Annotated in this window: 21 protein-coding genes and 1 pseudogene; 15 read left to right on the forward strand and 7 right to left on the reverse strand. The window is 70.6% G+C overall.

Features of this window, described 5'->3' with window-relative positions; translation table 11 throughout:
* Positions 1 to 60 precede the first annotated feature (60 nt).
* The 8 genes from ACGFZ2_RS15740 to ACGFZ2_RS15775 all read left to right on the forward strand — a co-directional run bounded on the left by ACGFZ2_RS15740 (position 61) and on the right by ACGFZ2_RS15775 (position 8,585).
* Positions 61 to 1,134: an ABC transporter ATP-binding protein gene (locus ACGFZ2_RS15740; protein ID WP_357699696.1), complete on the forward strand. Its 1,074-nt coding sequence runs from the start codon at positions 61 to 63 to the stop codon at positions 1,132 to 1,134.
* A complete protein-coding gene (locus ACGFZ2_RS15745; protein ID WP_393264260.1) occupies positions 1,131 to 2,924 on the forward strand; it encodes an ABC transporter permease in 1,794 nt (597 codons plus the stop codon). The genes ACGFZ2_RS15740 and ACGFZ2_RS15745 overlap by 4 nt, the downstream gene beginning before the upstream one ends.
* Positions 2,921 to 3,877, forward strand: coding sequence for a creatininase family protein (locus tag ACGFZ2_RS15750; protein WP_393454006.1), 957 nt, complete (start codon positions 2,921 to 2,923; stop codon positions 3,875 to 3,877). Before ACGFZ2_RS15745 ends, ACGFZ2_RS15750 begins: the two co-directional genes overlap by 4 nt.
* Entirely contained in the window at positions 3,874 to 4,827 is a 954-nt protein-coding gene (locus tag ACGFZ2_RS15755) for an amidohydrolase family protein (RefSeq protein ID WP_393264255.1), read from the forward strand. Before ACGFZ2_RS15750 ends, ACGFZ2_RS15755 begins: the two co-directional genes overlap by 4 nt.
* A gap of 65 nt (positions 4,828 to 4,892) precedes the next feature.
* The gene (locus ACGFZ2_RS15760; protein ID WP_393454009.1) at positions 4,893 to 6,350 is read left to right on the forward strand and encodes an argininosuccinate lyase; all 1,458 of its coding nucleotides are present in this window, start codon (positions 4,893 to 4,895) and stop codon (positions 6,348 to 6,350) included.
* 37 nt (positions 6,351 to 6,387) lie between these two features.
* Positions 6,388 to 7,317 (forward strand): ROK family protein, encoded by a 930-nt coding sequence (locus ACGFZ2_RS15765; protein WP_393264251.1) that lies wholly within the window; start codon positions 6,388 to 6,390, stop codon positions 7,315 to 7,317.
* An 85-nt stretch (positions 7,318 to 7,402) separates the two neighbouring features.
* Positions 7,403 to 8,068, forward strand: a complete 666-nt coding sequence (locus ACGFZ2_RS15770; RefSeq protein ID WP_393454012.1) for an SMI1/KNR4 family protein — start codon at positions 7,403 to 7,405, stop codon at positions 8,066 to 8,068.
* 97 nt (positions 8,069 to 8,165) lie between these two features.
* Positions 8,166 to 8,585: an MmcQ/YjbR family DNA-binding protein gene (locus ACGFZ2_RS15775; RefSeq protein WP_393454015.1), complete on the forward strand. Its 420-nt coding sequence runs from the start codon at positions 8,166 to 8,168 to the stop codon at positions 8,583 to 8,585.
* A gap of 112 nt (positions 8,586 to 8,697) precedes the next feature.
* On the opposite strand, the gene ACGFZ2_RS15780 is transcribed toward ACGFZ2_RS15775, so the two are convergent.
* The 4 genes and pseudogenes from ACGFZ2_RS15780 to ACGFZ2_RS15795 form a co-directional block, all read right to left on the reverse strand.
* Entirely contained in the window at positions 8,698 to 9,021 is a 324-nt protein-coding gene (locus ACGFZ2_RS15780; RefSeq protein ID WP_393454018.1) for a hypothetical protein, read from the reverse strand.
* Positions 9,022 to 9,142: 121 nt separating this feature from the next.
* Entirely contained in the window at positions 9,143 to 9,361 is a 219-nt protein-coding gene (locus ACGFZ2_RS15785; protein ID WP_393454437.1) for a hypothetical protein, read from the reverse strand.
* 87 nt (positions 9,362 to 9,448) lie between these two features.
* Positions 9,449 to 9,799: a hypothetical protein gene (locus ACGFZ2_RS15790; RefSeq protein WP_393454415.1), complete on the reverse strand. Its 351-nt coding sequence runs from the start codon at positions 9,797 to 9,799 to the stop codon at positions 9,449 to 9,451.
* Positions 9,800 to 9,896: 97 nt separating this feature from the next.
* Positions 9,897 to 10,094: pseudogene (locus ACGFZ2_RS15795) on the reverse strand (helix-turn-helix domain-containing protein); the annotation flags it as partial.
* A gap of 55 nt (positions 10,095 to 10,149) precedes the next feature.
* Between ACGFZ2_RS15795 and ACGFZ2_RS15800 the strand changes: the two are divergent.
* Entirely contained in the window at positions 10,150 to 10,488 is a 339-nt protein-coding gene (locus tag ACGFZ2_RS15800; protein WP_393454020.1) for an alpha/beta hydrolase, read from the forward strand.
* Between the two features lie 90 nt (positions 10,489 to 10,578).
* On the opposite strand, the gene ACGFZ2_RS15805 is transcribed toward ACGFZ2_RS15800, so the two are convergent.
* A complete protein-coding gene (locus ACGFZ2_RS15805) occupies positions 10,579 to 12,021 on the reverse strand; it encodes an aminotransferase class I/II-fold pyridoxal phosphate-dependent enzyme (RefSeq protein WP_393454023.1) in 1,443 nt (480 codons plus the stop codon).
* Positions 12,022 to 12,374: 353 nt separating this feature from the next.
* Here ACGFZ2_RS15805 and ACGFZ2_RS15810 point away from each other — a divergent pair, with 353 nt between their 5' ends.
* The 6 genes from ACGFZ2_RS15810 to ACGFZ2_RS15835 are packed head-to-tail and all read left to right on the forward strand — an operon-like array spanning position 12,375 to position 20,800.
* The gene (locus ACGFZ2_RS15810) at positions 12,375 to 14,051 is read left to right on the forward strand and encodes an ABC transporter family substrate-binding protein (RefSeq protein WP_393454026.1); all 1,677 of its coding nucleotides are present in this window, start codon (positions 12,375 to 12,377) and stop codon (positions 14,049 to 14,051) included.
* 28 nt (positions 14,052 to 14,079) lie between these two features.
* Positions 14,080 to 15,564, forward strand: coding sequence for an ABC transporter substrate-binding protein (locus ACGFZ2_RS15815; protein WP_363706738.1), 1,485 nt, complete (start codon positions 14,080 to 14,082; stop codon positions 15,562 to 15,564).
* Positions 15,565 to 15,614: 50 nt separating this feature from the next.
* Positions 15,615 to 16,601 (forward strand): ABC transporter permease, encoded by a 987-nt coding sequence (locus ACGFZ2_RS15820; RefSeq protein ID WP_393454029.1) that lies wholly within the window; start codon positions 15,615 to 15,617, stop codon positions 16,599 to 16,601.
* Positions 16,588 to 18,366: a dipeptide/oligopeptide/nickel ABC transporter permease/ATP-binding protein gene (locus tag ACGFZ2_RS15825; RefSeq protein ID WP_393454032.1), complete on the forward strand. Its 1,779-nt coding sequence runs from the start codon at positions 16,588 to 16,590 to the stop codon at positions 18,364 to 18,366. The genes ACGFZ2_RS15820 and ACGFZ2_RS15825 overlap by 14 nt, the downstream gene beginning before the upstream one ends.
* A complete protein-coding gene (locus ACGFZ2_RS15830) occupies positions 18,363 to 19,262 on the forward strand; it encodes an ATP-binding cassette domain-containing protein (RefSeq protein WP_393454035.1) in 900 nt (299 codons plus the stop codon). The genes ACGFZ2_RS15825 and ACGFZ2_RS15830 overlap by 4 nt, the downstream gene beginning before the upstream one ends.
* A 56-nt stretch (positions 19,263 to 19,318) precedes the next feature.
* The gene (locus ACGFZ2_RS15835) at positions 19,319 to 20,800 is read left to right on the forward strand and encodes an ABC transporter substrate-binding protein (RefSeq protein ID WP_393454038.1); all 1,482 of its coding nucleotides are present in this window, start codon (positions 19,319 to 19,321) and stop codon (positions 20,798 to 20,800) included.
* 169 nt (positions 20,801 to 20,969) lie between these two features.
* On the opposite strand, the gene ACGFZ2_RS15840 is transcribed toward ACGFZ2_RS15835, so the two are convergent.
* Together ACGFZ2_RS15840 and ACGFZ2_RS15845 are read right to left on the reverse strand one after the other, a co-directional pair.
* Positions 20,970 to 22,727: an extracellular solute-binding protein gene (locus ACGFZ2_RS15840; protein ID WP_393454041.1), complete on the reverse strand. Its 1,758-nt coding sequence runs from the start codon at positions 22,725 to 22,727 to the stop codon at positions 20,970 to 20,972.
* Between the two features lie 115 nt (positions 22,728 to 22,842).
* Positions 22,843 to 24,096: a protein kinase gene (locus tag ACGFZ2_RS15845; protein WP_393454044.1), complete on the reverse strand. Its 1,254-nt coding sequence runs from the start codon at positions 24,094 to 24,096 to the stop codon at positions 22,843 to 22,845.
* Positions 24,097 to 24,310 lie beyond the last annotated feature (214 nt).

The raw sequence follows: 24,310 nt of genomic DNA on the forward strand, positions 1-24,310 counted from the left end.
CGTCTCCCGCCCCCCATCCCACGACCGACAGGTCCGGTACCGCACGAAGGAGAGGACCTCATGATCGATGTCACGCTGGAGTCGGTGAGCAAGCGCTTCGCGCGCGGCGGCGACACCGCGGCCGTGGACGACGTCGACATCACCATCGCCGCCGGGGAGTTCTTCACGCTGCTCGGCCCGAGCGGCTGCGGCAAGACCACGACCCTGCGCATGGTGGCCGGGTTCTACTTCCCCACCTCCGGCCGGATCCGGTTCGGCGCGGAGGACGTCACCCGCCGACCGCCGAACAAGCGCGACACCGGCATGGTGTTCCAGAACTACGCGCTCTTCCCGCACATGAGCGTGGCGCAGAACGTCGCGTACGGACTCAAGATCCGCAAGGTCGGCCGGGCCGAGTCGCGGCGCCGGGTCGAGGAGGCGCTCGGTCAGGTGCACCTCGCCGGCTACGGCGACCGCCGCATCGACGAGCTCTCCGGCGGCCAGCAGCAGCGCGTCGCCCTCGCCCGGGCCCTGGTGATCCGGCCGCGCACCCTGCTGCTCGACGAGCCGCTGTCCAACCTCGACGCCAAGCTGCGCGAGGAGACCCGGGTGGAGATCCGCCGCATCCAGCGCGAGGCCGGCACCACCTCCATCTACGTCACCCACGACCAGGCCGAGGCGATGGCCATGTCGGACCGGATCGCGGTGATGCAGTCCGGCCGGGTGCAGCAGATCGGCGCCCCGCAGGAGATCTACCATCGCCCGGCGACCAGCTTCGTGGCCCGCTTCATCGGCCGCAGCAACGTGCTCTCCCTGCCGGTGGCCGGCGCCGCCGAGCAGGCCGTCACGGTGAAGCTGCCCGCCGGCGGCGAGATCGCCGTCCCCGCCCCGACCGGGCACGGCCTGCGCCAGGGCGACACCGCGCTGGTGTCGGTCCGCCCCGAGCACATCGGCCTCACCTCGGCCACCGACGCGGACGCGCTGCCCGGCCGGGTCACCGAGGTGGAGTTCACCGGGATGGCCACCAACCTCGTGGTCGACGTGGCCGGCGAGTCGGTGCAGGTCGCCGCGATCGACGTGCCGGACGGGATCGCCGCCGGCGACCAGGTCGGGCTGCGGCTCAACCGCGAGCGGATGTGGGTGGTGCGCCCGTGAGCACCATTCCCGCCACCCCCAGCCCGGCCACCGTCGCCCCGGTCACCCAGGAGCCGACGCCGCCGCGCGCGCCGCGCCGCCGGCTCGCCGACCGGTTCGCCGGCGGCACCGGCTCCCGCTGGTTCCCGTACGTCCTGGTCTTCCCGCTCGCGCTGATCCTCTTCGGGTACGTGGTGCAGCCGATGTTCGCCACCTTCGCCGAGAGCGTCGGCGTGGACGGGGTGGAGAACTACGGCGCCTTCCTCTCCGGCGACGGGGTGGCCCGCTCGTCCCTGGTCACCTCGCTGATCATCTCCGCGGCCAGTGTGCTGCTCTGCGGCATCGTCGGCGTGGCGATGGCCTTCCTGCTCAAGCGGTTCTCGTTCCCCGGCCGCCGGCTGATCGAGGCGATCATCCTGGTGCCGGCGGCCCTGCCGCCGCTGATCGGGGCGATCTCGTTCCAGCTGCTCTACAGCGAGACGGGCATCCTCCCGCGCGGGCTCCAGCAGCTCTTCGGCACCGAGAACCCCGTACTGCCGTTCAGCGGCATCGCCGGGGTGCTGGTGGTGCACACCTTCACCATGTACCCGTACTTCTACCTGTCCGCCTCCGCCGCGCTCGGCGGAATGGACCCCTCGGTGGAGGAGGCCGCGTACAACCTGGGGGCCGGTCGGGTCCGGGTGTGGCGCACGGTGCTGCTGCCGATGCTCACCCCGGCGCTGGTCTCCGCCTCGCTGCTGGTCTTCATGACCTCGCTGGCCTCGTACACCGCCCCGCTGCTGTTCGGGGTGGACCAGACCATGACCATGCAGATCTACATCAACCGCACCAACGGCGACCTGCCGATGGCCTCCACGTACGCCTCGGTGCTCGGCGTGGTGTCGGTGCTGTTCCTGCTCGGCATGCGCTGGTACGAGGGGCGGCGCAGCTACCGGTCCCAGTCGAAGGGGGTCGCCGCGCACCGGCGGGAGATCACCAACCCGTTCGGCAAGTGGCTGGCCCTGGTCGCGTCGATCCTGGCCACCGCCGTGCTGCTCGCCCCCGTGGCGACCATCGCCCTGGTGGCGTTCTCCGCCGACGGCTCCTGGACCACCGAGGTGATCCCGGCCGCCTACACCACGCAGAACTTCGTCACCATCTTCTCCGACCCCGAGGCGTTCCAGCCGATCCTCAACTCGCTGCAGATGAGCCTGATCGCGACCGTCGGCTGCGTCGTGGTCGGCGTGCTCATCGCGTACGCGGTGCGGCGGCTGGACTTCCGCGGCCGGGGCCTGCTGGACGTGGCGGTCATGCTGGCCTGGGCGCTGCCCGGCACGGTGGTGGCGATCAACCTGATCTCGGCGTTCAGCACCGGCAACGCGTTCAGCTTCGGGCAGGTGCTGATCGGCACCTTCTGGATCATGCCGCTGGCGTACTTCGTGCGGTTCCTGCCGCTGGTGTTCCGGTCCAGCTCGGCCACCCTGGCGCAGATCGACCCGTCGCTGGAGGAGGCCGCGCGCAACCTGGGCGCGTCCTGGTGGCGGGCGTTCGGCACGGTCACCCTGCGGCTGATGCTGCCCGGCGTGGTGGCCGGCGCGCTGCTCGCCTTCGTGCACGGCGTCGGCGAGTTCGTCGCCTCGGTGCTCATCTACACCTCCGACACCGCGCCGATCTCCGTGGAGATCAACAACCGGATGTACTCGTTCGAGGTCGGCACCGCCGCCGCGTACGGCATGCTCCAGGTGGTCCTGATCTTCGTGGTGATGGTGGTCTCCGGCCGGCTGGAGGGCGGCCGGCGCTCCAGCCGCGAGGCGGCGCGGTGGACGGCGTGAGCGAGGCCTGGCCGGCGGGCGGCGGGCTGGTCCCCGCCGCCCGGATCCCCGGCGGGGAACTGGCGGCGGTGGCCGAGGCGGCGGACTTCGCGGTGCTGCCGGTCGGCGCGGTCGAGTGGCACGGCCCGCACCTGCCGCTCGGCACCGACCTGATCCTCGCCCAGGGCTTCGCCGCCGAGAGCGCGGTCCCCGGCGCCGGCGACGGGACCCCGGGTGCCGCCGCAACCCCGGCCGGCGCACCCGGCACGACGGCGGGTCCGCGCGGGGTGCTCTTCCCCGCCGTGCCGTACGCCGCGTGCCCCGGCCAGACCCGGCCGTGGCCCGGCACCGTGGCGATCCGGCCGGAGATCGCGGTCGGCTACCTGGCCGACGTGATCGAGGGCATCGTGGCGGCCGGGTTCCCCCGGCTGCTGATCGTCAACGGGCACGACGCCAACATGTCCACCGTCCGGGCCGCCATGGAGTGGGTCTCCGGGCGGCGCACGGCCAGCCTGCTGCTGGTCAACTGGTTCCAGCTCGTGACCCCGGCCGAGACCGCCGAGCTGTACGGGCCGCTGCCGGCGCGCGGCCACGGCGGGGCGTACGAGACCGACGGGGTGCTCGGCTTCGACCCCGGCGCGGTGCGCCTCGACGCGGTCGCCGACCTGCCGCCGAGGCCGAAGCTGCCGGTGACCCACCCGTACGTGCTGGTGGAGTCCCGCCCCGACCCGTGGCAGGGCTGGTCGGGGCACGTCTCGCTGGCCGGCGAGGAGACCGGCCGGCGGGTCCGGGAGCTGGCCGCGACGCGGCTGCGGGAGGTCGTCGCCGCCTGGGTGGCCGCCCCGCCTCCCGCCCCGCCCACCGACGCCCCGCTGCCCGCCGACACCCTGGTCGGCGCCGCCCCGCCGCCCACGGACGTTCCGCCCGCCGGCACCCCGCCGGCCGGCGGGCCCGAGCCAGAGGAGGCACCGTGACCGTCGACCGCGGACTCGACGTCGTCGACTTCCACCTGCATTTCCGCATCGGCGCCGACGAGACGATCCGGGCGTGCGAGCACGCCGCCGGCATGCACCCCGGCGGCGAGCACGAGCGCGCCGTCCGCGCCGCCGGCTCCGCCCCGTACGCGGCGCAGTGGCGGCAGGCGTGGGGCTTCCCCGACCCCGAGCCCCCCGCGCCGCGGTGGCAGGACGAGGCGGACCGGTGGGCGCAGGAGCTGCGCGCGGTCGACATCCGCCGGGCCGTCTTCGTCACCGGCGGCGGCAACGACACCGTCGCCGACGTGGTGGACCGCCACCCCGACCTGCTGCTCGGCTTCGCCCACCACGACCCGTACGGCCCGGACGCCGCCGCCGAGCTGGAACGCGCGGTGGTCGAACGCGGCCTGCGCGGGCTGAAGCTCTTCGCCCCGCTGCTGCGCGGCCCGCTCGACGACGAGGCCCTCGACCCGCTCTGGGGCACCGCCCAGCGCCTCGGCGTGCCGGTGCTGATCCACATCGGTCACTACGGCAGCGCCGGCGGCCTCTCCCACGGCCGGTACGGCGGCCCCGACGAGCTGGCCCGGATGGCCCGCCGCTTCCCCGAACTCGCCGTGGTGGTGCCGCACTTCGGCGTCCAGCACGTGCAGGACCTGCTCTTCGCCGCCTGGGGCTGCCCCAACATCCACGTCGACACCTCCGGCTCGAACCAGTGGGTGCGCTGGATGCCGTACAAGCTGACGCTGGACGAGCTGTTCCGGCGCTGCTACGAGACCATCGGCCCGCACCGGATCGTGTTCGGCAGCGACTCGTCGTGGTTTCCGCGCGGCTACGTCACCCGCTACCTCGACGACCAGCTGCGGATCTGCCGCGAGCTGGGCCTGCCCGACGACCACCTGCGCGCGATCTTCGCCGGGAACGCCGAGCGTCTGCTCGGCCTCGACCACTGACCGGCTGACGACCGGGCGCGGCGGGTGACCGGCGCGCCCGGCACGGAAGGAAGTAGAGAACCGTCATGAACACACCCGCGCTGACCACCTACCAGCGGCACCACCTCCGGCCGACCTACGACCACCACGTCGGGCACCTGTTCCCGGCCATGGTGCGGGCCAGCCAGGCGCACGTGGTGATGCTGACCGAGCAGGGGCTCATCCCCACCGAGCGGGGCGCCCGGCTGCTGCGCGGGCTGGCCGAACTGCGCGCCGACACCGCCGGCGCGCCGGAGTTCGACGGCACGTTCGAGGACACCTACTACCTGATGGAGAAGCGGCTCGCGCAGGCGTGCGGCATCCCCACGTCCGAGCTGGACGTGCAGATGGCCCGCAGCCGCAACGACCTCGACGCCGGGGTGTTCCGGATGCTGCTGCGCGACCAGCTGCTCGGGGTCCTCGACCGGGTCCTGGCCGCCGGCGCGACCGCCCTGGACTCGGCGCACCGGTACGCCGACGTGGTCATCACCGGCTACACCCACCGCCGGCCGGCCCAGCCCACCACCATCGGGCACGCCCTCGCCGGCTACGCCGAGGCCCTCGCCGGCGAGGCCGTCGCGTACGCCGACCTGATCGAGACCCTCAACACCTCGCCGCTGGGCTCCTGCGCGTTCGCCGGCACCGACCTGGACATCTCCCCGGCCCGCGTGGCCGAGCTGCTCGGCTTCGGTGGCCTGGTCACCAACTCCTACGAGGCGGTGGCCGGCGCCGACCACCTCGTCCGGGTCGGCACCCTCAACGCCCAGGCCCTCGCGACCGGCGCCCGGCTGGCCCGCACCCTGATGGACTGGCTGAGCTGGCGCTGGGTGACCACCCCCGGCGACTTCACCCAGGGCAGCAGCATCATGCCGCAGAAGCGCAACCCGGTGGTGCTGGAACACCTCGTCTCGATGGCCGGCGCCACCGCCGCCGACGCCGCCTCCGTGCTCAACAACGTCGGCGCGGCCTGGTGGGAGGACTCCAACAACGCCACCACCGACGTGCAGGTCCGGCTCTGGGAGAGCAACGACCGCACCGACCGGTTCTTCGCCCTGCTCGGCGGCTTCCTCGCCGAGATCGAGCCGCTCGAGCCGCCGTCGCGGGAGGAGATCGTCGCCTCCGGCGCCACCACCACCGCCGCGGCGGACGCGCTGACCCGGCACGGGGTGCCGTTCCGGGCCGCCCATTCCGTGGTCGGCCGGCTGGTGCGCGGCGGCGCCCCGGACACCTGGACCGCGCAGACCGTCCGCGCGGCAGCCGAGGGGATCGCCGACGGGCTGGCCGACGCCGCCGTCGCCGACCTGATCGCCGCCGCCGTACGCCCCGAGCTGGTGCTCGACCGCGCCCAGGTCGACGGCCCCGGCGCGGACGCCGTCCGGGCCCAGGTGGCGGTGCTGCGCGGCACCTTCGACACCGTCGCCGGCCGGCTGGCCGCCGTCCGGGACCGTCTGGCCGCCGCCGACAAGGCGTTGGACGCGGTCGCCGCCGAGCGGGCGGGCCGATGAGCGCCGGCGCGAAGGCCGTGGACACGGGGACGGGACGGTGAGCGTGCGGTTGGCCGGTCGGGCCGCCGAGGCCGCCGAGGCCACCGGCGACGCGGGTGTGCTGCTCGGCATCGACTTCGGCGGCACCAAGATGGCGGTCGGGGTGGCCGACGGGCAGGGACGGCTGCTGGCCCGCGAGCGGGTCCCGACGTACGCCGAACGGGGCGCCCCGCAGGCCCTGGACCGGGCGTTGGAGCTGGCCGCGAAGCTGGTGGGGGAGGTCGGCTCGCCGGTCGTCGCGGCCGGCATCGCCTCGCCCGGCGTGGTGCGGCCGGACGGGATCGACCTGGCCCCGAACGTGCCCGGCTGGGACCGGCTGCGGCTCGCCGACGCGGTCCGGGACCGGTTGGCGGTGCCGGCGGTGGCGGTCGACAACGACCTGAACGCCGCCGCCCTGGCCGAGCTGCGGATCGGCGCGCTGCGCGACGCCGACCCCGGCCTGGTGGTCGGCCTCGGCACGGGCGTCGCGGCGGCGGCCACGGTCCGCGGGGCGGTGCTGGCCGGTCACCACGGGGCGGCCGGCGAGATCGGCTACGCCGTGGCCGGCGGCCCGTGGCCGGGCACCATGCTGGAGCTGGACTTCTCCGGCCGGGCGCTGGACGGGCTCGCGGACTCGCTCGGGCTGCCGGGCGGCGCGCCTGCCCTGGCCGCCGCCGCCGAGCGCCCCGGCCCGGCCCGGGACGCGCTGACCGCCCGGGTGGACGAGCTGGCCCGACACCTGGTCACCTGCTGCCTGCTGCTCGACCCGCAGCGGGTGGTGCTGGTCGGCGGGGTGGCCGGCAACGGACTGATCCGGGGTCTGCTGGGGGAGCGGCTCGCCGCGGTCCTGCCGTACCCGCCGGAGGTGGTCCTGTCCCGGTTCGCCGACGACGCCGCGCTGCTCGGCGCGGTCATCCTCGCCCGCGAGGCGGTCCCGACACCCCGGTGACACCCGGCGCTGACCGGCGGCCGGCTCCCGCACCGGGGGCCGGCCGCCCCGTCGTTTGTCGGTGCCCGCCGATAGGGTCCCGGCCGTGACGCACACCGACTGGTCAGACGTACGCGGGCGGCTCGCCCGGCTGGCCGCCCACCCCGACGGTGACAAGGTCTTCGGCGCCCAGTCGCACCGGTGGACGCTGGAGCCGCCGCTGCGCGCCGAGGAGATGACCGAGCTGGAGGGGCAGCTGCGGGTCGAGGTCCCCGAGGAGTACCGCTCGTTCCTGCTCGCCGCCGGCCGGGGCGGCGCCGGGCCGACCTACGGGCTGTTCCCGCTGCGCAGGGTGGACGGCCGCTGGGCGTGGGAGGGCGACGGAGCCGACCTCACCGATCGGGACACGCTGCACCAGCCGTTCCCGCACACCGAGCCCTTCAACCCGGCCGACGGGCTGCCCGAGCCCCCCGACGAGGAGGGCTACGACACCGTCGAGGCGTTCAACGAGGCCGAGGACGCCTACTGGGAACGGCACGACAGGCTGGTCTACGCCCCCGAGCACTCGATCGGGCTGCTCTACCTGTGCCACCTCGGCTGCGCGCTGCGCGAGGCGCTGGTGGTCAGCGGCCCGGCGCGCGGCCAGATGTGGGCCGACGACACCGCCGAGGGGAGCGGATTCCGGCCGCTGCGCGACGCCGACGGCACGCCGCTGGGCTTCGCCCGCTGGTACCGGCGTTGGCTCGACGAGGCCGACGCCGCCGTCGGCTGACCGTCAGCGCGGCCGGCGTACGCACGTGGCAGCTCCGTCGAACCGACGGCCGGCGAGGGCGGCAGAAGTGTCGGTGGGCCCGGCTACGGTGCGGGGCATGACCGCCCCCGGAGACGTGCCGCCGGAGTTCCTCGACCGGCTGCGGCCGATCTGTCGCGAGCTGCCGGAGAGCTACGAGGAGCCGGCCTGGGTGGGGGTGCGCTGGCGGATCCGCAAGCGCACCTTCGCCCACGTGCTCACCGTCGACCCCGACCACCAGATGGCGTACGCCCGGGCCGCCGCGACCGACGAGCCAACCTGCGTGCTGACGTTCCGCTCGCCTCTCGACGAGGTCCACGCGCTGGTGGCCGGCGGTCACCCGTTCTTCAAGCCGGACTGGGGCGCCGACGTGCTGGGCATGGTGCTCGACGACGGCGTCGACTGGGCCGAGGTCGGCGAGTTGCTCACCGAGAGCTACTGCCTGCTCGCCCCGAAGAAGCTGGCCGCCCGGATCACCGGGCCGGTTGGGCCGGCCTGAGTCCCGGCAGCACGCCGGTCACGACGACCGCCGCACCCGGCGGGCGGGTGCGGCGGCGAAGACGTTCGGCACCGACCGGCGCGTACGTCCGGCTCGGCCCGAGGTTGGCGCCCTACGCGGCCGACGCGGCCGGCCGGGGGCGTCGCGCCGACCCGGCCACGGCCGGCCGGTCGGTACGATCCGGCTGCCTCGGGACGCCGGGCGACGACGGCTGCGTGGCGGAGTCGGCCCGGGCCACGCGCAGCGCGTGCTGGGCGTTGTTCCAGGCCGGGCAGGGCCACGCCTGGTCCGCGCAGAGCAGGTTGCGGCAGCCGCCCTCCCCGTCCGGTTCGTGGGCGTCGGCCACGTCCAAGGCGAGCTTCCACAGCAGTGGATCGGTCACCTCGTCAGGACGGTCGGCCTGTCGGTCGGACCGGTCGATGCTGGTGTCGGACACGAGTGATCCCCCCTCGGGCGCAGGTGCGACTTCCACCTTTTCCATTTTTCGTGCCGGTGAAACCTCTACCCCCGGCACAGCGTGGCAGGTGTCGGGCGGACGCCCGGGGAGGCTCGCGCGGTCAGTTCAGGTCGAGGCGCATGGTGGCTGTCTCCCAGGCCCGCATCGGCGGTCGGACCACGCCGTCACCGTCGGTGGTCAGCAGGTCGCCGGGTCGGCCGAGGCGGTCCGCGCGCCACGCTGCTCGGACGTCACCGTGCCGACGACCGGGGTTGTGGCGGTCGGTCTGTGCGACCATCCGCACCTCGGTACGGCCGTCGTGGTCCCGGACGCTGGTCAACACTACACCGTGCCCGTCCACCGCCAGCCCAGTGGTCGGGGCCGGTGGCGGGAGTGACGCTGGTCGGGACGAGGCACCGCCGAGGGGCTAAGGCCGAGGGGGACCCTGCGCGGCGCGTAGGTAGGCGACCAGGAGGTCGACGATCTCGTTGGTCAGCTGTGGGGTGTCGATGTCGTCTGGTTGCTGGCTGACGTACCGGTGGACCAGGGACTCGATGACCGCTACCACGATGCGGGCGTTGCGTGCCGGTTCGGGGAGGTCGAGGGCGGGGTCCTGGCGCAGGAGTTGCTCGACGGTGTCGGCGGCGTCGGGTTCGGCCTGGTGGAATCGGGCCAGCAGCTCGGGCGGGCGCGGGGACTCCTCGAACAGCACCTTGTGCAGGCGTGGGGTCGCGTGTGTGCAGGTCGGCGTACGCGGCGACGGTCGCGGGCAGCCAATGCATCAGCGTCGGAGGGGTGGCGGTGACGGCGAGGGCCGCTCGCACGGTCGCGGCGCTCTCGTCGATGTGTGCGAGTGCGAGGGTGAGCAGGAGCGAGTCCTTGTTCGGGAAGTACTGGTACACCGAGCCGACGGAGAGCCTTGCGGCCTCGGCGATGCGGTCGGTGGTGCCCGCGGCATGCCCGTAGTCGGCGAAAACGCGAGCCGCGGCGTCGAGGATGCGCTGGCGGGTCTGCCAGGAGCGTTGCCGTTGGGGCGTTTTCCTGGGCTGATGCGGTGACGGCCGAGATGGCAAGCACCACCTGCGCTGGCTGGGCCGGCTTCACATCCCCATGTGCTGGGTGGCGAACATGGGCGCGATGAGCAACGATTCCGCGTTGACGGCGCTGGTCGCATCAGATCCCGCCGGCGGCGGCAATCGCGTCTCGCTGACGTTCCTCCGTACCTTCCTGTCCTCAGCACCACCGGTGGAGCCAGAGCAGTTCACCGCCTGCCCGGTGCTGATGGCCCACCCGGCAGCCGACCGCTGGACCCCACCGGAACTGAGCCTGCCCTTCTTCGGACGTATCACCGCACGCACGAGACTTGTGCTGTTGGACAAGGCCGGGCACCTGCCGATCGAGGAACCGGGCCTCTCCCAGATGCGGCAGGCCATCGACGGCTTCGTCAGCCAGCTTCTGCCGAGGTGACACCGCTGATCCTGACCACGAGCTGGCTGCGTGCCCGGACTGCGGCGGCCACCCTGGCGCTGCCGGCGTTCGCGCGGAGCAGCGGGTGTCTCATCGCGGCGTTCGGGCGGCCACCCAGGGAGTTGAGGTCTGGTCTCGACTCGGATCGAATCTGGCAGGAAGGGGGGAGTCTTCGTTTGCCTTGGTGGGCATCCGGCAGGCTTGGGCTATCGTCTGGGCCATTTCGTCGATGCCGTGGACCAGTGCGGTTCCGTTGATGTGCACATGTTGTGTGGCTGGGTGGGCATGGAAGAAACTGCCGGGATGAACGACGATGCCGTGCCGACTGAGTCGGGTGCAGACCGAATGCTCGTCGGGAACCGGCAGCCAGATGTGGGGTCCTTCGGTCGGTTCGAGGTTGAATCCGCGTCTGGTGAGGGCATGGCTGAATTCGGAATGCCTTCGCTTGCACTCCGCGATGAAGTCGTTCGTGTGGCGTATCGCATTCGCGTCCGTCAACTGGAACGCCAGCGCGAGTTGCAGGACGCGGCTGACCCAGCGTGATGAGTAGGTGAGTCGCAGCCACATCATGTCGATGTACTCCGGCGAGCCGCCTACCACGGCGACGCGCAGGTCGGCGCCGAAGAAGAAGTTGTAGGCCTGCATGTGCACGACACGGCTCGGAAGGTGGGTCGCCAGAGAACGCTGTGCTGACCGCATGAGGGCGGTCTGCGAAAGTTCGAAGATGGGAAATGCTTCATTCTGGAGCAGGGATGCCGCCCCGTCGATCCACGCTTCGCTGACTGTCAGTCCGGACGGCGCGTTTCCGCTGGGCTGGTAGATCATCGCGGTTGGTTTGCTGATCAGCGCAACCCGTAGTTGATCAAGATCTGGGCCGCCTGGTCGGTAGTCGATGGGGATCGTGGTGGCACCGATGGAATCCAGGATGTCGAGCACTCGTGCTTGGGTGGGTGACTCGATGATGACCCGATCGCCCGGGCGGACCACGGCGGCAAGCGCCAGTTCGATGGCGTCGATGATCCCGTGGGTGGCGAGAAAATGGTTGGTCTCGAACGGCCAGAATGGCTGGACCGCCTCCGCCAACTCGGGGGCGACCGGGTCGGCGAAGGTGTTGTGCAATGCCCGGTTGCTCAGCGCGTAGGCGAGAGCGGGCGCCAGGTCCGGAGGGGGCAGGTCATCCCTTCGTAGATTTCCCAGATCGATGGGCATCGTCGACGAGGTGCGCACCATGCTGTCGAATCGCCTGGCCCGTGGCGGCTGCGGCGGCCCGAGGACGAAGGTGCCGCCGCGGCGCCGGGTCTCGATGACGTACCGGGAGCTGAGCATCTTCCAGGCCTGCGCCACCGACGACCGGCTCATTCCCAGTTTGGCCGCCAGATCCCGCACGGTGGGCAGCTGCGACTGGGCCGGCAGGTCGCCGGACGCGATCAGGTCGAGGATCGCCCGGGCCAGCGCGTTGGTCGTGCGCAACGTGAGCCGCGACTGGATGAGTCGCATGCATTCCTGGCCATCCAGCGGCGCTGGTGGTGTCACGGTTGGTGTCCTCCGAATAGCGATACGCGCCCGAGGGTCGACGCCGTCGACCATCAAGCGCCGCGGTCGGCGGGGTAGGCGTGCCGGGTGGTGACTGTAGCCGTCGGGCGTGGGCCGCGGGGGGCGCCGGCCCGTGGGTGCGGGGCCGACCCTCGAGGAGGCGGCCAGGATATGTCCATGGACATTGGGATGTTGACCAGAACATAAGCCGAACTTAGCTTCAACGGCGTTGACCTCGAACTTTGAGGGTCCTGGCCGCGGAGTCCAGCCACCCTGGCAACCGCCCCCCGGAGTCGAACACCAGCCACACGACGTCGCGTACCCCCATCACTTGAACCAGAGGACGTGTGCCCGTGAAAGCCTCTCGACGCCTCGTGGTCGCTGTCGCGCTCGCCGCGCTGGTCGGGCCCGCAGGTTGCACGAAGATCGACGATGACAAGTCCCAGACGCCGACCGCCGCGAGCGAGGTTGCGGCCGGCGGGACGTTGACCTTGGCCGCTACCAGCGCTCCGGTGGACTGGAACCCCCTGTCCGCCGCGGGCGACACCACCGGCCAGCGCCAGCAGCAGTGGCCCTTCTATCCACATCCGTTCCTGACCAACCCCGACACCAGCGTGGTGCTCAACAAGGCGCTCCTGGAGTCCGCCGAGGTGGTTGGCGCCAGCCCGATGAAGGTCGAATACAAGATCCAGCAGAAGGCCGTCTGGTCGGACGGGACCCCGATCACCGGCAAGGACTTCGAGTACACCCAGGCGGTGCAGGACCCGAAGAAGTGCGCCGGGTGCAAGGCCGCGTTCACCGAAGGCTACTCGCTCATCACCTCTGTCGAGACCAGCAGCGACGGCAAGACGGTGACGATGGCGTACGCGAAACCGTTCGCGATGTGGCAGGCCCTGTTCAACTACATCCTGCCGGCGCACGTGGCCGAGACCTACGGGGACCTGGCGACCTCCTTCAACGAAGGCTTCGGCAAGAACGTGCCGAAGTTCTCGGGCGGGCCGTACCTGATCAAGGACTACCAGGACGGCGTCTCGATGACCATGGTCAAGAACCCCAAGTGGTACGGGGATCCGGCGAACCTGGACACCATCACGACGCGCTACATCTCGGGCCAGGGCGCGCAGATCACGGCGCTGCAGAACGGTGAGATCGATCTGGTCTACCAGAACCCGACTCTCGACACCGTCAACCAGGTGAAGGCCATGAACGGCATGACCGTTCAGGTCGGTTCGACGCTCACCTACTTCCATCTCGGCATGAAGACCACCGGCGACGTGATGAGCGACGCGGCCCTGCGCAAGGCGATCGCCACCGCGCTCGACCTCGACGACATGCGTAAGCGCACGGTCGGCCAGTACGCGCCGGACCTGGTGACGATGAAGAGCAGCACGTACGTCCCCGGGCAGAAGGTGGGTGGCATCGACGCCTACCGCGAGAACATCGACGAACTCAACATCGGCAAGGGCGACAGCAAGGCCGCGCTCGACATCCTGGAGAAGGCGGGATATCGCGTGACCGACGGCAGGCTGATCCTCCCCGACGGGAAGCCCCTGCGCGATCTGAAGATGTTGACCCTGTCCACCGACGTGCTCCGCATGGAACTCGCGCAGATCACCCAGTCCCAACTCAAGCAACTGGGCATCACCGTGGCCATCGACGCGGCCGACGGCTCGCGCTACTCGCCGGCGCTGCGTACGGGCAGCTTCGACCTCATGGCCACCGGAACGGCGCTCGACCTGGGTGCGCTGTCCCTGCAGCAGTGGTACGGCACCGGCGCGGCCCGCTCGTTCGGCTACTCGTCCGCCGAGGCGGACCGGATCCTGGCGGCGGCCGCCACCGAACTCGATCCGCGCAAGCAGGTCGAGCTGATGAACGAACTCGACCGGACCCTGATGTCCGACGGTGTGGTGCTGCCGCTGTTCGCCAGCCCGCAGATGGCCGTCCACCCGAACAAGTTCGCCAACATCTTCATCAACCCCAGCAAGTACGGAACCACCATGAATGTCGAGCAGTGGGGTCTGCGCAAGTAGTCGCGCAGACATTCGAGAAAGGATTCAGATGACCATCGACTTTGTGGTGGCCACCCCGCATGACGCGGTGGAATTCAACGACGTCTACCGCAACACCACCGCGAGTGCCGGATACATCGCCTGCAACAACATCTACAACCGGGTGGTTCTCAACGAGTGGTTCGAGATCAACCCGTTCCCGGACCTGGCCACGCACTGGGAGCAGTTGGACGGGTCGCGCCGGTGGCGCTTCCACCTCAACCAGGCGGCACGCTGGCAGGACGGCACCCCGCTGACCGCGCACGACGTCGTCTACACCCACCTGCACGCGATGAAGATGGGATACACCGGCGGTCGGTTCCTGAAGGACGTGGAGACGATCGTCGCGGTTGACGACCACACCGTCGACTACCACCTGCACACGCCCAACGCCGGATTCCTCGTCCTGCTGGGGAACTTCATCTTCACCCACATCCTGCCCCGGCACCTGTACGAGGGAACGGACTGGGCGACGAACCCGCACAACCTGAAGCCGGTCGGCTCCGGCCCGTTCCGGCTGGCGGAATGGATACCGGGCGAGCACGTCGTCATGGAGGCGGTGAAGAACCACTGGGGGCCGCAGCCGGAGATCGACCGACTGATCCTGAAGATCGTCCCGGACCGGGACGAGTGTGTCCGGATGGTGGCCCGCGGTGAGGCTCACTTCTTCCCCCAGGACACCCTGACCAAGGACCGGCTGCACCTGCTCGACGGCGCCACGGCGGACATCGAGCTGCTGCGTGACCCGGGGCCGGGAATGGCGCTGCTGGACTTCAACCACGGCCGGGAGTTCTGGCGGGACCAGCGGGTGCGGGAGGCGGTCGCCCTCGCCGTGGACCGGAAGGAGATCGCCGAACTCGGCGACCCGGGAGTTTCGCAGGCGTGGGACCACTACCTGCTGGGTTCGGTGGAGTGGGCGTTCAACCCGGATGCCAAGGCGCCGGGCCATGACGTGGAACGGGCGCGCGCGTTGCTCGACGAGGCCGGCGTGACGGCCGACGCCTCGGGCGTACGGGCCCGGCTCTCCATGTTCTACATGGACAGCTTCCACGGGCACAAACCACTGGCGGAGATGATCACGCGTCAGCTGGGCGCGATCGGCCTCGACGTCACCTTCGAGGGACTCTCGTCCGTGGACTGGGCGCGCCGGGTCACCGGCGCCCACGACTTCGACCTGATCATCGTCGGCGGATCGATGGCGCCCGACCCGGAGATCACCGCACCGAAGTACACCAGCGGCGGCCAGGGCAACATGGCCCAGCACCACAACCCTGACGTCGATGCCGCCTACCTCGCCGCACGCACGGCGGGCAGCCTGGCCGAACGCGGCGCGCACTACCGGCGCCTGCAGGAGATCTGGGCCAGGGACACCGAGTGGGTGCCGCTGTTCTGGTACGGCACGTACTTCGCCCGCAGCAGCAAGTTCTACGGCTGGTCCGACCAACTCGGCTACTCCGTGCCCTGGTGGCACTGGGGCCGCATCCGCGCGGTCTGAACCCGCGGTAACCACAGGCAGATCTCCCCGAGGAAAGGAGGCGCGGAGACATGATTCGGTTGATCCTTCGACGGCTGGCAAGCGCCGTCCTGGTCTTGCTGCTCGCTTCCATCGTGATCTTCACAGTGATCTCGGTCTCGGGAGATCCGCTGGCCGAGCTCCGGGACCGGCAACCGCCGGTCCCGGCGTCGGTGATCGCCGCCGAGGAAGCGCGGTTGGGACTGAACCGGCCGCTACCGCTGCGCTATCTGACCTGGCTCGGCGGGGTGCTCACCGGCGACTTCGGTCCGTCGACGATCGCCACCCGCGACATCGGGGCCGAGCTGGGCACCCGGGTCGGGGTCACCCTGCGCCTGGTCGTGTTGGCCATCGTGCTGGCGCTCGTGCTTTCCCTGATCGCCGGCACGGTGTCCGCGCTTCACCAGCGTCGCTGGCCGGACCTGTTGATGACCCCGGCCGCGTTCGTGCTCCTCGCGCTGCCGTCGTTCTGGCTGGCAGTGCTGTTGAAGCAGTGGGGGATCGGGCTGAACGACCTGACCGGCTACCAGATCTTCTACACGGTGGGGGAGGCGTCGGTGCCCCGACCAGAGGGCATACTGCCCCTGGCCGGGGATATCGCCGGGCACCTGGTCCTGCCGACGATCGTGCTGGCCCTGGTGCACTTCGCGACCTGGAGCCGCTACCAACGCGCGGCGGTGGCCGAGGGACTGGCCGGGGACCACGTCCGGTTCGCCGTGCTCAAGGGGCTGTCCCGCCGGCGCATCGTCAGGTCGTACGTGGTCCGCCCCGCGCTCATCCCGATCGTGACCATCGTCGCGCTGGACCTTCCGGTCGTCTTCTCCGGCGCGGTGATCACCGAGACGGTCTTCCAGTGGCGCGGCATGGGCGGGTTCCTGCTCGAGTCGATCGCGCTGCGCGACACGAACGCCGTACTCGCGTGGTTGCTCATCGCCGCGACCGCCGTGGTCGTCTTCAACCTTTTCGCCGACATCCTGTACGGCCTCGTGGATCCGCGGGTGCGTTATGCCAAATCCTGAGCTGACAAAAGATCTGGCGATCGAACCCGGCACGCCGGAGCGTGAACCCGGGACGTCGAGGCTGGCCGTCACCGCCCGCCGGTTTCTCCGGCACCGGGTGGGCATGGTCGCCCTGGGCGTACTCGTCGTCGTCATCCTCGCGGCCGTCGTCGTCCCGCCGCTCTGGCCGTACAACTACACCGACATCACGTCCGAGCTGTCGCAGGCACCGTCACCACAACACCCGATGGGTACGGACACCCTGGGCCGTGACCTGTTCGCGCTGGTGCTCCGCGGCATGCAGCAGTCGCTCCTGATCGCCTTCTCGGTCACCATCGTCGCCTGCATCATCGGCGTGGTCCTGGGCGTGACGGCCGGGTACTTCGGCAGCCTCGTCGACGCCACCGTGATGCGCGCCGTCGATCTCGTGCTCACGCTGCCCACCCTCGCCCTGGCCGCGTTCCTGGGATCGCTGGTCGCCGGCCGGGGAGTCTCCTGGCTCGGCCTCGCGCTGGTCCTCGGGGCGCTCATGTGGACCTCGGTCGCCCGCCTGGTCCGCGGCGTGGTGCTGAGTCTGCGCGAGCAGGCATTCGTGGACGCGGCGTGGGTGATGGGGGCGAGCCCGGCCCGGATCATGTTCCGGCACCTCGTGCCTAACGTTTCGGACCACATCGTGGTAGCCGGCACGCTGATGTTCGGCGTGGCGATTCTCGCCGAGAGCAGCCTGTCCTTCCTCGGGTTCGGGGTGCAGCCACCGGACACCTCGCTGGGCCTGCTGGTGGCAAACGCGCAATCGGCGGTGCTGACCCGGCCGTGGCTGTTCTACTTCCCGGGTTTCCTGATCATCACCATCGTGCTGGCGGTCAACTACGTCGGGGAGGGGCTTCGGGACGCCTTCAACCCGAAGTCCTCGCCCACCAACCCACTGGCGACACCTCGCTCAACCGTCAGCCGTCGCCGCCGCCGGGAGTTGCCCGTGCGGGAGGTGGCGGGGGAGGCACTGCTGAAGGTGTCCGACCTGTCCGTGCGGTTCGGTGCGCAGGTGGCGGTGGACTCGATCAGCCTGGAGATCCAGCCGGGCGAGGTGGTCGCCCTCGTCGGCGAGTCGGGGTCAGGAAAGTCCTTGACCGGACTGTCGCTGGTGGGGCTGCTGCCCAGCAACGCGACGGGCACCGGGTCGGTCGTCTTCGACGGCGACGAACTCACCGGCCTGAGCTTCGAGCAGTGGCGGACGTACCGGGGGCGGAGGATAGCGATGATCCTGCAAGATCCGTCCACCACCCTCAACCCGGTGCTCACCATCGGCGCCCAGTTCGAGGACTCGATGAAGCTGGCCGGCGCCGTCAGCCGCGACGAAGCCCGGCGGCGGGCGGTCGAACTCATGGAGAGCGTGGCCATCAAGGATGCGGAGGCCCGCCTCGACCAGCATCCCCATCAGCTCTCCGGCGGCATGCGCCAGCGGATCGCCATCGCCCTGGCGATGGTCCACGACCCGGATCTCATCATCGCCGACGAACCAACCACCGCCCTGGACGTCACGGTGCAGGCCCAGGTGATGGCCACCCTCGCGGTGGCTCGGGAGCGTACCGGTGCGGCCATGCTCTTCATCACCCACGATCTGGCCCTCGTCGCCGGTATCGCCGATCGCGTCGCCGTCATGTACCAGGGCGAGATCGTCGAAGAACGGGACGTCTTCGACATATTCGACGACCCTCGATCGGACTACACGCGGAAGTTGCTGTCGTTGGCCCCACGGCTCACAGGCAAGGCGGTGGAGGGGAAATGAGTGCGGAGACACGCCCCGGCGAGGCCGCCGAGCTGTTGCGGGTCATGGAGCTGGTGAAGCACTTCCGAGCGCCGCGCGCCGCCCGTCGCAGTGGACAGTCCACCGTGCACGCCCTCTGCTCGGTGTCATTCTCGGTCGGCCCGGCGGAGACCCTCGGCATCGTCGGCGAGTCAGGTTCGGGTAAGACCACACTGCTACGAACCATCCTCGGACTACAGCGGCCGACCGCGGGTCGGGTGCTGTTCCTCGGCGAGGATGTCTCCCAGCTCAAGGGCGCGAGCGCCCGCGCGTCGCAGCGTGAGCTGTCGGTCGTGTTCCAGGACCCGTACACGTCGTTGGATCCGCGGATGACGGTGGCGGACATCCTCGCCGAGCCGGCGCAGATCCATGGCCTGCCGGCGACCAGCCGGCAGGCGCTGGCCCTCCTTGACCAGGTGCGGCTGCCGGCGGCCAGCCTGCGGAAGTTTCCGCACGAGTTCTCCGGTGGTCAGCGCCAACGCATCGCGATCGCCCGCGCGTTGGCCCTGAACCCGAAGCTGATCGTGCTGGACGAGCCGGTGTCCGCACTCGACGTTTCGGTCCAGGCGGCGATCCTGGGCCTGCTGAAGGAGTTGCAGCGGGAGCGGCAGGTCTCCTACCTCTTCGTGGCGCACGACCTTGCCGTCGTCGCGGAGATCGCCCAGCGGGTCGGCGTGATGTATGGCGGGCAGATGGTCGAGTTGGGCGCGACCGAGCAGGTGATCGGCGAGCCGAGGCACCCGTACACCCGGGAACTCCTCGCGGCCGTGCCGGTGCCCGACCCGCGGATCGAACGAGCCAAGCCCCGAATGCTGCAGCGCCGGTGGCCGACGGAATCCGACGGGCTGCCGCCCTGCCCGCACGGCGACCTTCATTAGCGACCGCCGAATGGCCAGCTACTTGTCGAACTGCACAGAAACGGAGAGACGCGCCTATGTCTGTCGATTTCGTCGTGGCGACGCCGCATGACGCGGTGGAGTTCAACGATGTGTACCGGAACGTGACGGGTAGCGCCGGCTATCTGGCCTGCAACAACATCTACAACCGGGTCGTGCTGAACGAATGGTACGAGACCAACCCGTTTCCCGACCTGGCCACGCACTGGGAACAGTTGGACGGGTCGCGCCGGTGGCGCTTCCACCTCAACCAGGCGGCCCGTTGGCAGGACGGCACGCCGCTGACCGCGCACGATGTCGTCTACACCCATCTGCACGCCAAGGAGATGGGCTATCAGGGCGCGATGTTCCTGACGGATGTGGAGACCATCGTCGCGGTCAACGACCACACCGTCGACTACCATTTGCACACCCCGAACGCCGGGTTCCTCGTCCTGCTCGGCAATTTCATCTTCGCGCACATCCTGCCCCGGCACCTGTACGAGGGAACGGACTGGGCGACGAACCTGCACAACCTGAAGCCGGTCGGCTCCGGCCCGTTCCGCCTCGCGGAATGGGTCCCCGGCGAGCACATCATCATGGAGGCGGTGAAGAACCACTGGGGCCCGCGACCGCAGATCGACCGGCTGATCCTGAAGATCGTGCCGGACCGGGACGAGTGCGTCCGGATGGTCGCCCGCGGTGAGGCCCACATCGTTCCCCAGGACACCCTCACCCGCGACCGGTTGGGCCTGGTGGAAGGGGTGCCGGGGGTCGAGATCCTCAAGCGCGAGGGTCCGGGCATGGCGCTGCTGGACTTCAACCACGGCCGCGAGTTGTGGCAGGACCGGCGGGTGCGCGAGGCGATCGCGTACGCGGTGAACCGGGAGGAGATCGCCGACCTGGGCGATCCGGGGGTCTCCCAGGCATGGGACCACTACCTGCTTGGATCCTCGTGGGCCTTCAACCCGGACGCCAAGGCGCCCGGTCATGACCCGCAACGGGCACGCGCCCTGCTCGACGATGCCGGTGTCACCGCGGACCGGTCGGGAGTGCGGGCCAGGCTGTCGATGTTCTACATGGACATGTTCCACGGCCACAGGCCACTGGCCGAGCTGGTTGCGCGCCAACTGGGCGAGGTCGGGTTCGAGGTGACCTTCGCCGGCCTGTCGTCGGTGGACTGGTCCCGCCAGGTACGCAAGCAACACGACTTCGACTTGATCATCGTCGGCGGGTCGATGGCGCCGGATCCGGAGATCACGGCGACCAAGTACTCCTCCGGCGGGCGGAACAACATGGGCCTGCACCGGAATGCCGACGTGGACGACGCCTACGTCGCCGCGCGGACCGCCGCGACGAGGAACGAGCGCCGCGAGCACTACCGGCACCTGCAGGCGGTGTGGGCCAGGGACACCGAGTGGGTGCCGCTGTTCTGGTACGGCACCTACTACCCGCGTAGCGAGAAGTTCTTCGGCTGGGCCGACCAGATCGGGTTCTCCGTACCCTGGTGGCACTGGGGACGCATCAGGCCGGTCTCCTGACCGATGACGACGTCCGGGTGGGCGTCGAGCAGCTCGGTGACGTACTTGTCGTAGGTGCGCAGGTGCCCGGCTGTGCCCGCTGACGCTGATCGACGAACAGCCGACGCGCCGCCCGACCTCAGGTCGGGCGGCGCGTCGGGGTTGAGACGCTCCAGCGTCGTACCGGCGGTCAGAAGCTGCTGACCAGCTTCACGAATGCCTCGTCGATCTTGGCAGGGTCGGTGGCGTCGAACGCCTTGCCCGACGACGCCTTGGCGATCCGGTCCAGCGTGCCGAAGTCCGATTCCCGGTCGAAGGCGATGCAGAAGACCTTGACCGGGCGCCGCGGATCCAGGGCGACATCGGCGAGCAACCGGGCCAGGTCGTTGTCCCGACCGTACTCGTTCTTGCCGTCGGTCAGCACCACGACCGCGTTGATCCGTTCCGGGTCGTACCGGTCGAGCAGGTGCCCGTGGGCGGCCCGGACCGTCGCGTACAGCGCGGTGCCCCCCTCGACGTGCAGGCCAGCGATTCGGCGAGTGATCCGCTGCTGGTCGAAGTCACCGAGCCGGACCTCCTCCCGGTACGGGCCGTCGGGCCGCTTCGACGTCTCCGAGGAGAACGACCAGAGCCCGACCCGGTCCTCCGCGTTGAGCAGCGCGAGTCCCTTGGCCGCCGCCGCCGAGGCGACCTGGAAACGGGTACGGTCGCCGACTGCCGCCTGCATCGACCCGGAGGTGTCCAGCGCGATCAGGATGTTGGCCTTCTTGCGCAGCGTGCTCCAGCCGTCCAACATCGCGTTGACCACGGCCGGATCCGGCGGCTCGAAGTAGGTCAGCCCGCCGGTGGGCTCGGCGCCGACGCTGGCGAGCAGTTCCGCCGGGGCCCGGCGTTCGTGGTCCCGGAAGCCGAGCCGGGCGAAGCTCCTCTGCTGGGCGTCCTCGGTCAGGAAGGCCAGGAAGTCGGCTGCCGCCACGCGTTGCCGTTCGTCGGCGGAGGGGAGCACCACGAACGGGTGGTCCAGGTTGAAGGTGCCCTCCTTCGGGTGGACGGCGACCAGCGGGACGTTCGGCCGCTGGCCCCGCTCCTGGCCGTCGTGCGTCGGGCTCAGTTTCCCCTCGTTGTAGAGGTGGACCAGTTCCTCCTGCATGACGATCGCGCTCATGTCGTCCGTGCTCCCGCCCCCGCCGGCCAGGTCGGCCTCGGCGAGGTCCCGCAGCAGGTCCACCACGTCGTCGCTGTAGTGCGACACGTTGGCCTCGATCCGCCGGACGAACTGGGTCACCTTCGGGTCCACCAGGTCCGACCGGGTCAGGTCGCTGGACCGCTGTGCGGCGGCGTAGTAGGTGGCGATGGTCGCCGCCAGCCCCGACGTGGAGAGGTTCGGGTTGTCCTTGCCGAAGGTGAAGCGGCCCCACTCCGGCTTACCGAAGCTGGCCCACCCCTCCCGCCCGGAGAGGCCGAGGATGTCCCCCCAGCCCAGCGCCCCGCGCTGGCGTACCAGTTCGCCCTTCGGCTGTCGCATCGCGATCACGAGGGGACTGTTGGCGATCGACGGGTATCGGTCCGGGGTCTGCGGCGCTCGCCCGGCGGCCTGGTCGAACAACCGGAGCTGACCGGTCCACAGGCTCGACGTCGGCAACCAGACCTGCGGCTCGGGCAGGTGGACGCCGCTCCAGCCGGCGCCCAGCGCCTCGGCGGCCTTGCCCGAGTTCAGGGCACTCACGTGCACCTGGGCGCAGCCGCCGCCGTCGAGCGACCGGTCACTGCCGTTGTACCGCTCGGCCAACTCGACCAGCAGCGCCGCCTTCTCCGTCGAGGAGTTGACCTCGAGCTTGGTGGTGCAGTCGGCGCGGGGCCGGTCGGTGCCTGCGTCCCGCTGCCGGACCAGCACGAACGCCCCGACGATGACCAGCATCCCGATGGTGATGGCAGCGGTGTACGGCAACCACGGTCGTGTGTGGGGCGGGGCTGGGGCCATCGGAAATGTCCTCCTCGACGGGTTGACGGATAGCAGTCAACCTATCGGTCCAGCGCCACCGGGACGGCTCCGGACCCGGTCCTCAGGAGCGGTCGGCGGGGCCGCCGCCGAGGGCCGTCGCGACCAGCAGCCGGACCAGGTAGACCACGGCGAAGGTGGCCGTCCCGACCGCTGCGGCCACGCCCACCGTGCTCGACGCGACGTAGCCGGCGGCCGCGCCCCCCGAGCCGAGGACGATCGCAGTCGACACACCCCAGGCGTCGACGGACTCACGGCGCAGCCGCTGCCCCCAACCCTCTCCTGGGCGGGACGACGCGGCGGGTGTATCCGACGTCGATGCCGGACGCTGGTCCGGCGGTGTCGGTCGGGTTTGCCTCGGCGCCACACGTGTCGGCTGGGGTTGCGGCGTCGCCGACGTGGGCAGCGGCTCGTTCGTCGTCGGCGCGCCGGCGGTGTCGTTACCCATCTGGAGCAGGTTCTCCTGGCGGACCCGACCGCTGACCCGGACGTCCTGCCCGAGCAGCCGGATCAGCACCTGCTCGGCCGCCGGCCGGTCCGCTGGCTCCTTGGCCAGGCACTCCCGGATCAGTTCCTCCAGGCCCGAGGGGAGCGGCGGCAGCTCGGGCGGGTCGTTCAGGACCCGGTGCATGACCGCGAAGAGCGAGTCGTTGCCGAACGGCGGCCGGCCACACGCGGCAAAGGCGATCGTGGCGGCCCAGGCGAAGACGTCGCAGGGCGGGGCGACCGGGTCGTTGCGGAATCGCTCCGGGGCCATGTACGCGGTCGTCCCCATCACCCGGCTGGTCACCGTCTCGGTGACCCCGAGTGCGCGGGCGATGCCAAAGTCGATCACCCGGGGGCCGTCCCGGCCGAGCACCACGTTGTCCGGCTTCAGGTCGCAGTGCACGACGTCGGAACGGTGGATCGCGGCGAGCGCGGTGGCAGTGCCGACGGCGAGCCGGTGCAGCGCGTTGCCACTGACCGTCCCGTGTTCGCGGACGTGCCGGTGAAGGGTCGGTCCCTCGATGAACTCGCTGACCACGTAGGGCGGTTCGCCGTCCACCTCGGCGAAGAGCACCTGCGCCGTGCAGAACGGCGCGACCCGGCGTGCCGCGGCGATCTCCTTCGTGAACTGCGACCGGGCCCGGGGGTCGCGCAGGTCGATGTTGATCATCTTGACCGCGACGCGGTGGCCCTGGTCGTCCTCGCCGAGGTAGACCACTCCCTGCCCGCCCGCGCCCAGACGACCGACCAGCCGGTAGGGGCCGGCGGTGACCGGGTCGTGCGTCCACAGTGGGGTCAGCCCCGGCACCTGTGCGCCGGCCAGTCCTGTCATCCCGACTCCATCAACGTCGTGTCCCGACCACCCGGCGGCGGAGGACATTGAGTATCGTGCCATGCCGGCGCGGCACAGCCGAGGCTGTCGTCCGGGCAGCGCGGCGGACCTCGCTGACGCGTTCCGCCTACTCGGCCTACCTCCGTCGGCCCGGTCCAAAGCTCGACCTGCTGGCGACTGCGGTGGAGGCACACGGTGGGCGGGTAGTGGGGCG

This window comes from Micromonospora sp. NPDC048063 (assembly GCF_043202855.1).
In the GTDB taxonomy this organism is placed as follows: Bacteria; Actinomycetota; Actinomycetes; order Mycobacteriales; family Micromonosporaceae; genus Micromonospora.

Bases quoted from the DNA above. Each gene is read 5' to 3' on its own strand.
- ACGFZ2_RS15835 (WP_393454038.1), top strand. From the start codon at position 19,319: ATGTCTGTCGATTTCGTCGTGGCGACGCCGCATGACGCGGTGGAGTTC.
- ACGFZ2_RS15825 (WP_393454032.1), top strand. From the start codon at position 16,588: ATGCCAAATCCTGAGCTGACAAAAGATCTGGCGATCGAACCCGGCACG.
- ACGFZ2_RS15760 (WP_393454009.1), top strand. From the start codon at position 4,893: ATGAACACACCCGCGCTGACCACCTACCAGCGGCACCACCTCCGGCCG.
- ACGFZ2_RS15740 (WP_357699696.1), top strand. From the start codon at position 61: ATGATCGATGTCACGCTGGAGTCGGTGAGCAAGCGCTTCGCGCGCGGC.
- ACGFZ2_RS15845 (WP_393454044.1), bottom strand. From the start codon at position 24,096: ATGACAGGACTGGCCGGCGCACAGGTGCCGGGGCTGACCCCACTGTGG.
- ACGFZ2_RS15775 (WP_393454015.1), top strand. From the start codon at position 8,166: ATGACCGCCCCCGGAGACGTGCCGCCGGAGTTCCTCGACCGGCTGCGG.
- ACGFZ2_RS15800 (WP_393454020.1), top strand. From the start codon at position 10,150: ATGGGCGCGATGAGCAACGATTCCGCGTTGACGGCGCTGGTCGCATCA.
- ACGFZ2_RS15815 (WP_363706738.1), top strand. From the start codon at position 14,080: ATGACCATCGACTTTGTGGTGGCCACCCCGCATGACGCGGTGGAATTC.
- ACGFZ2_RS15820 (WP_393454029.1), top strand. From the start codon at position 15,615: ATGATTCGGTTGATCCTTCGACGGCTGGCAAGCGCCGTCCTGGTCTTG.
- ACGFZ2_RS15830 (WP_393454035.1), top strand. From the start codon at position 18,363: ATGAGTGCGGAGACACGCCCCGGCGAGGCCGCCGAGCTGTTGCGGGTC.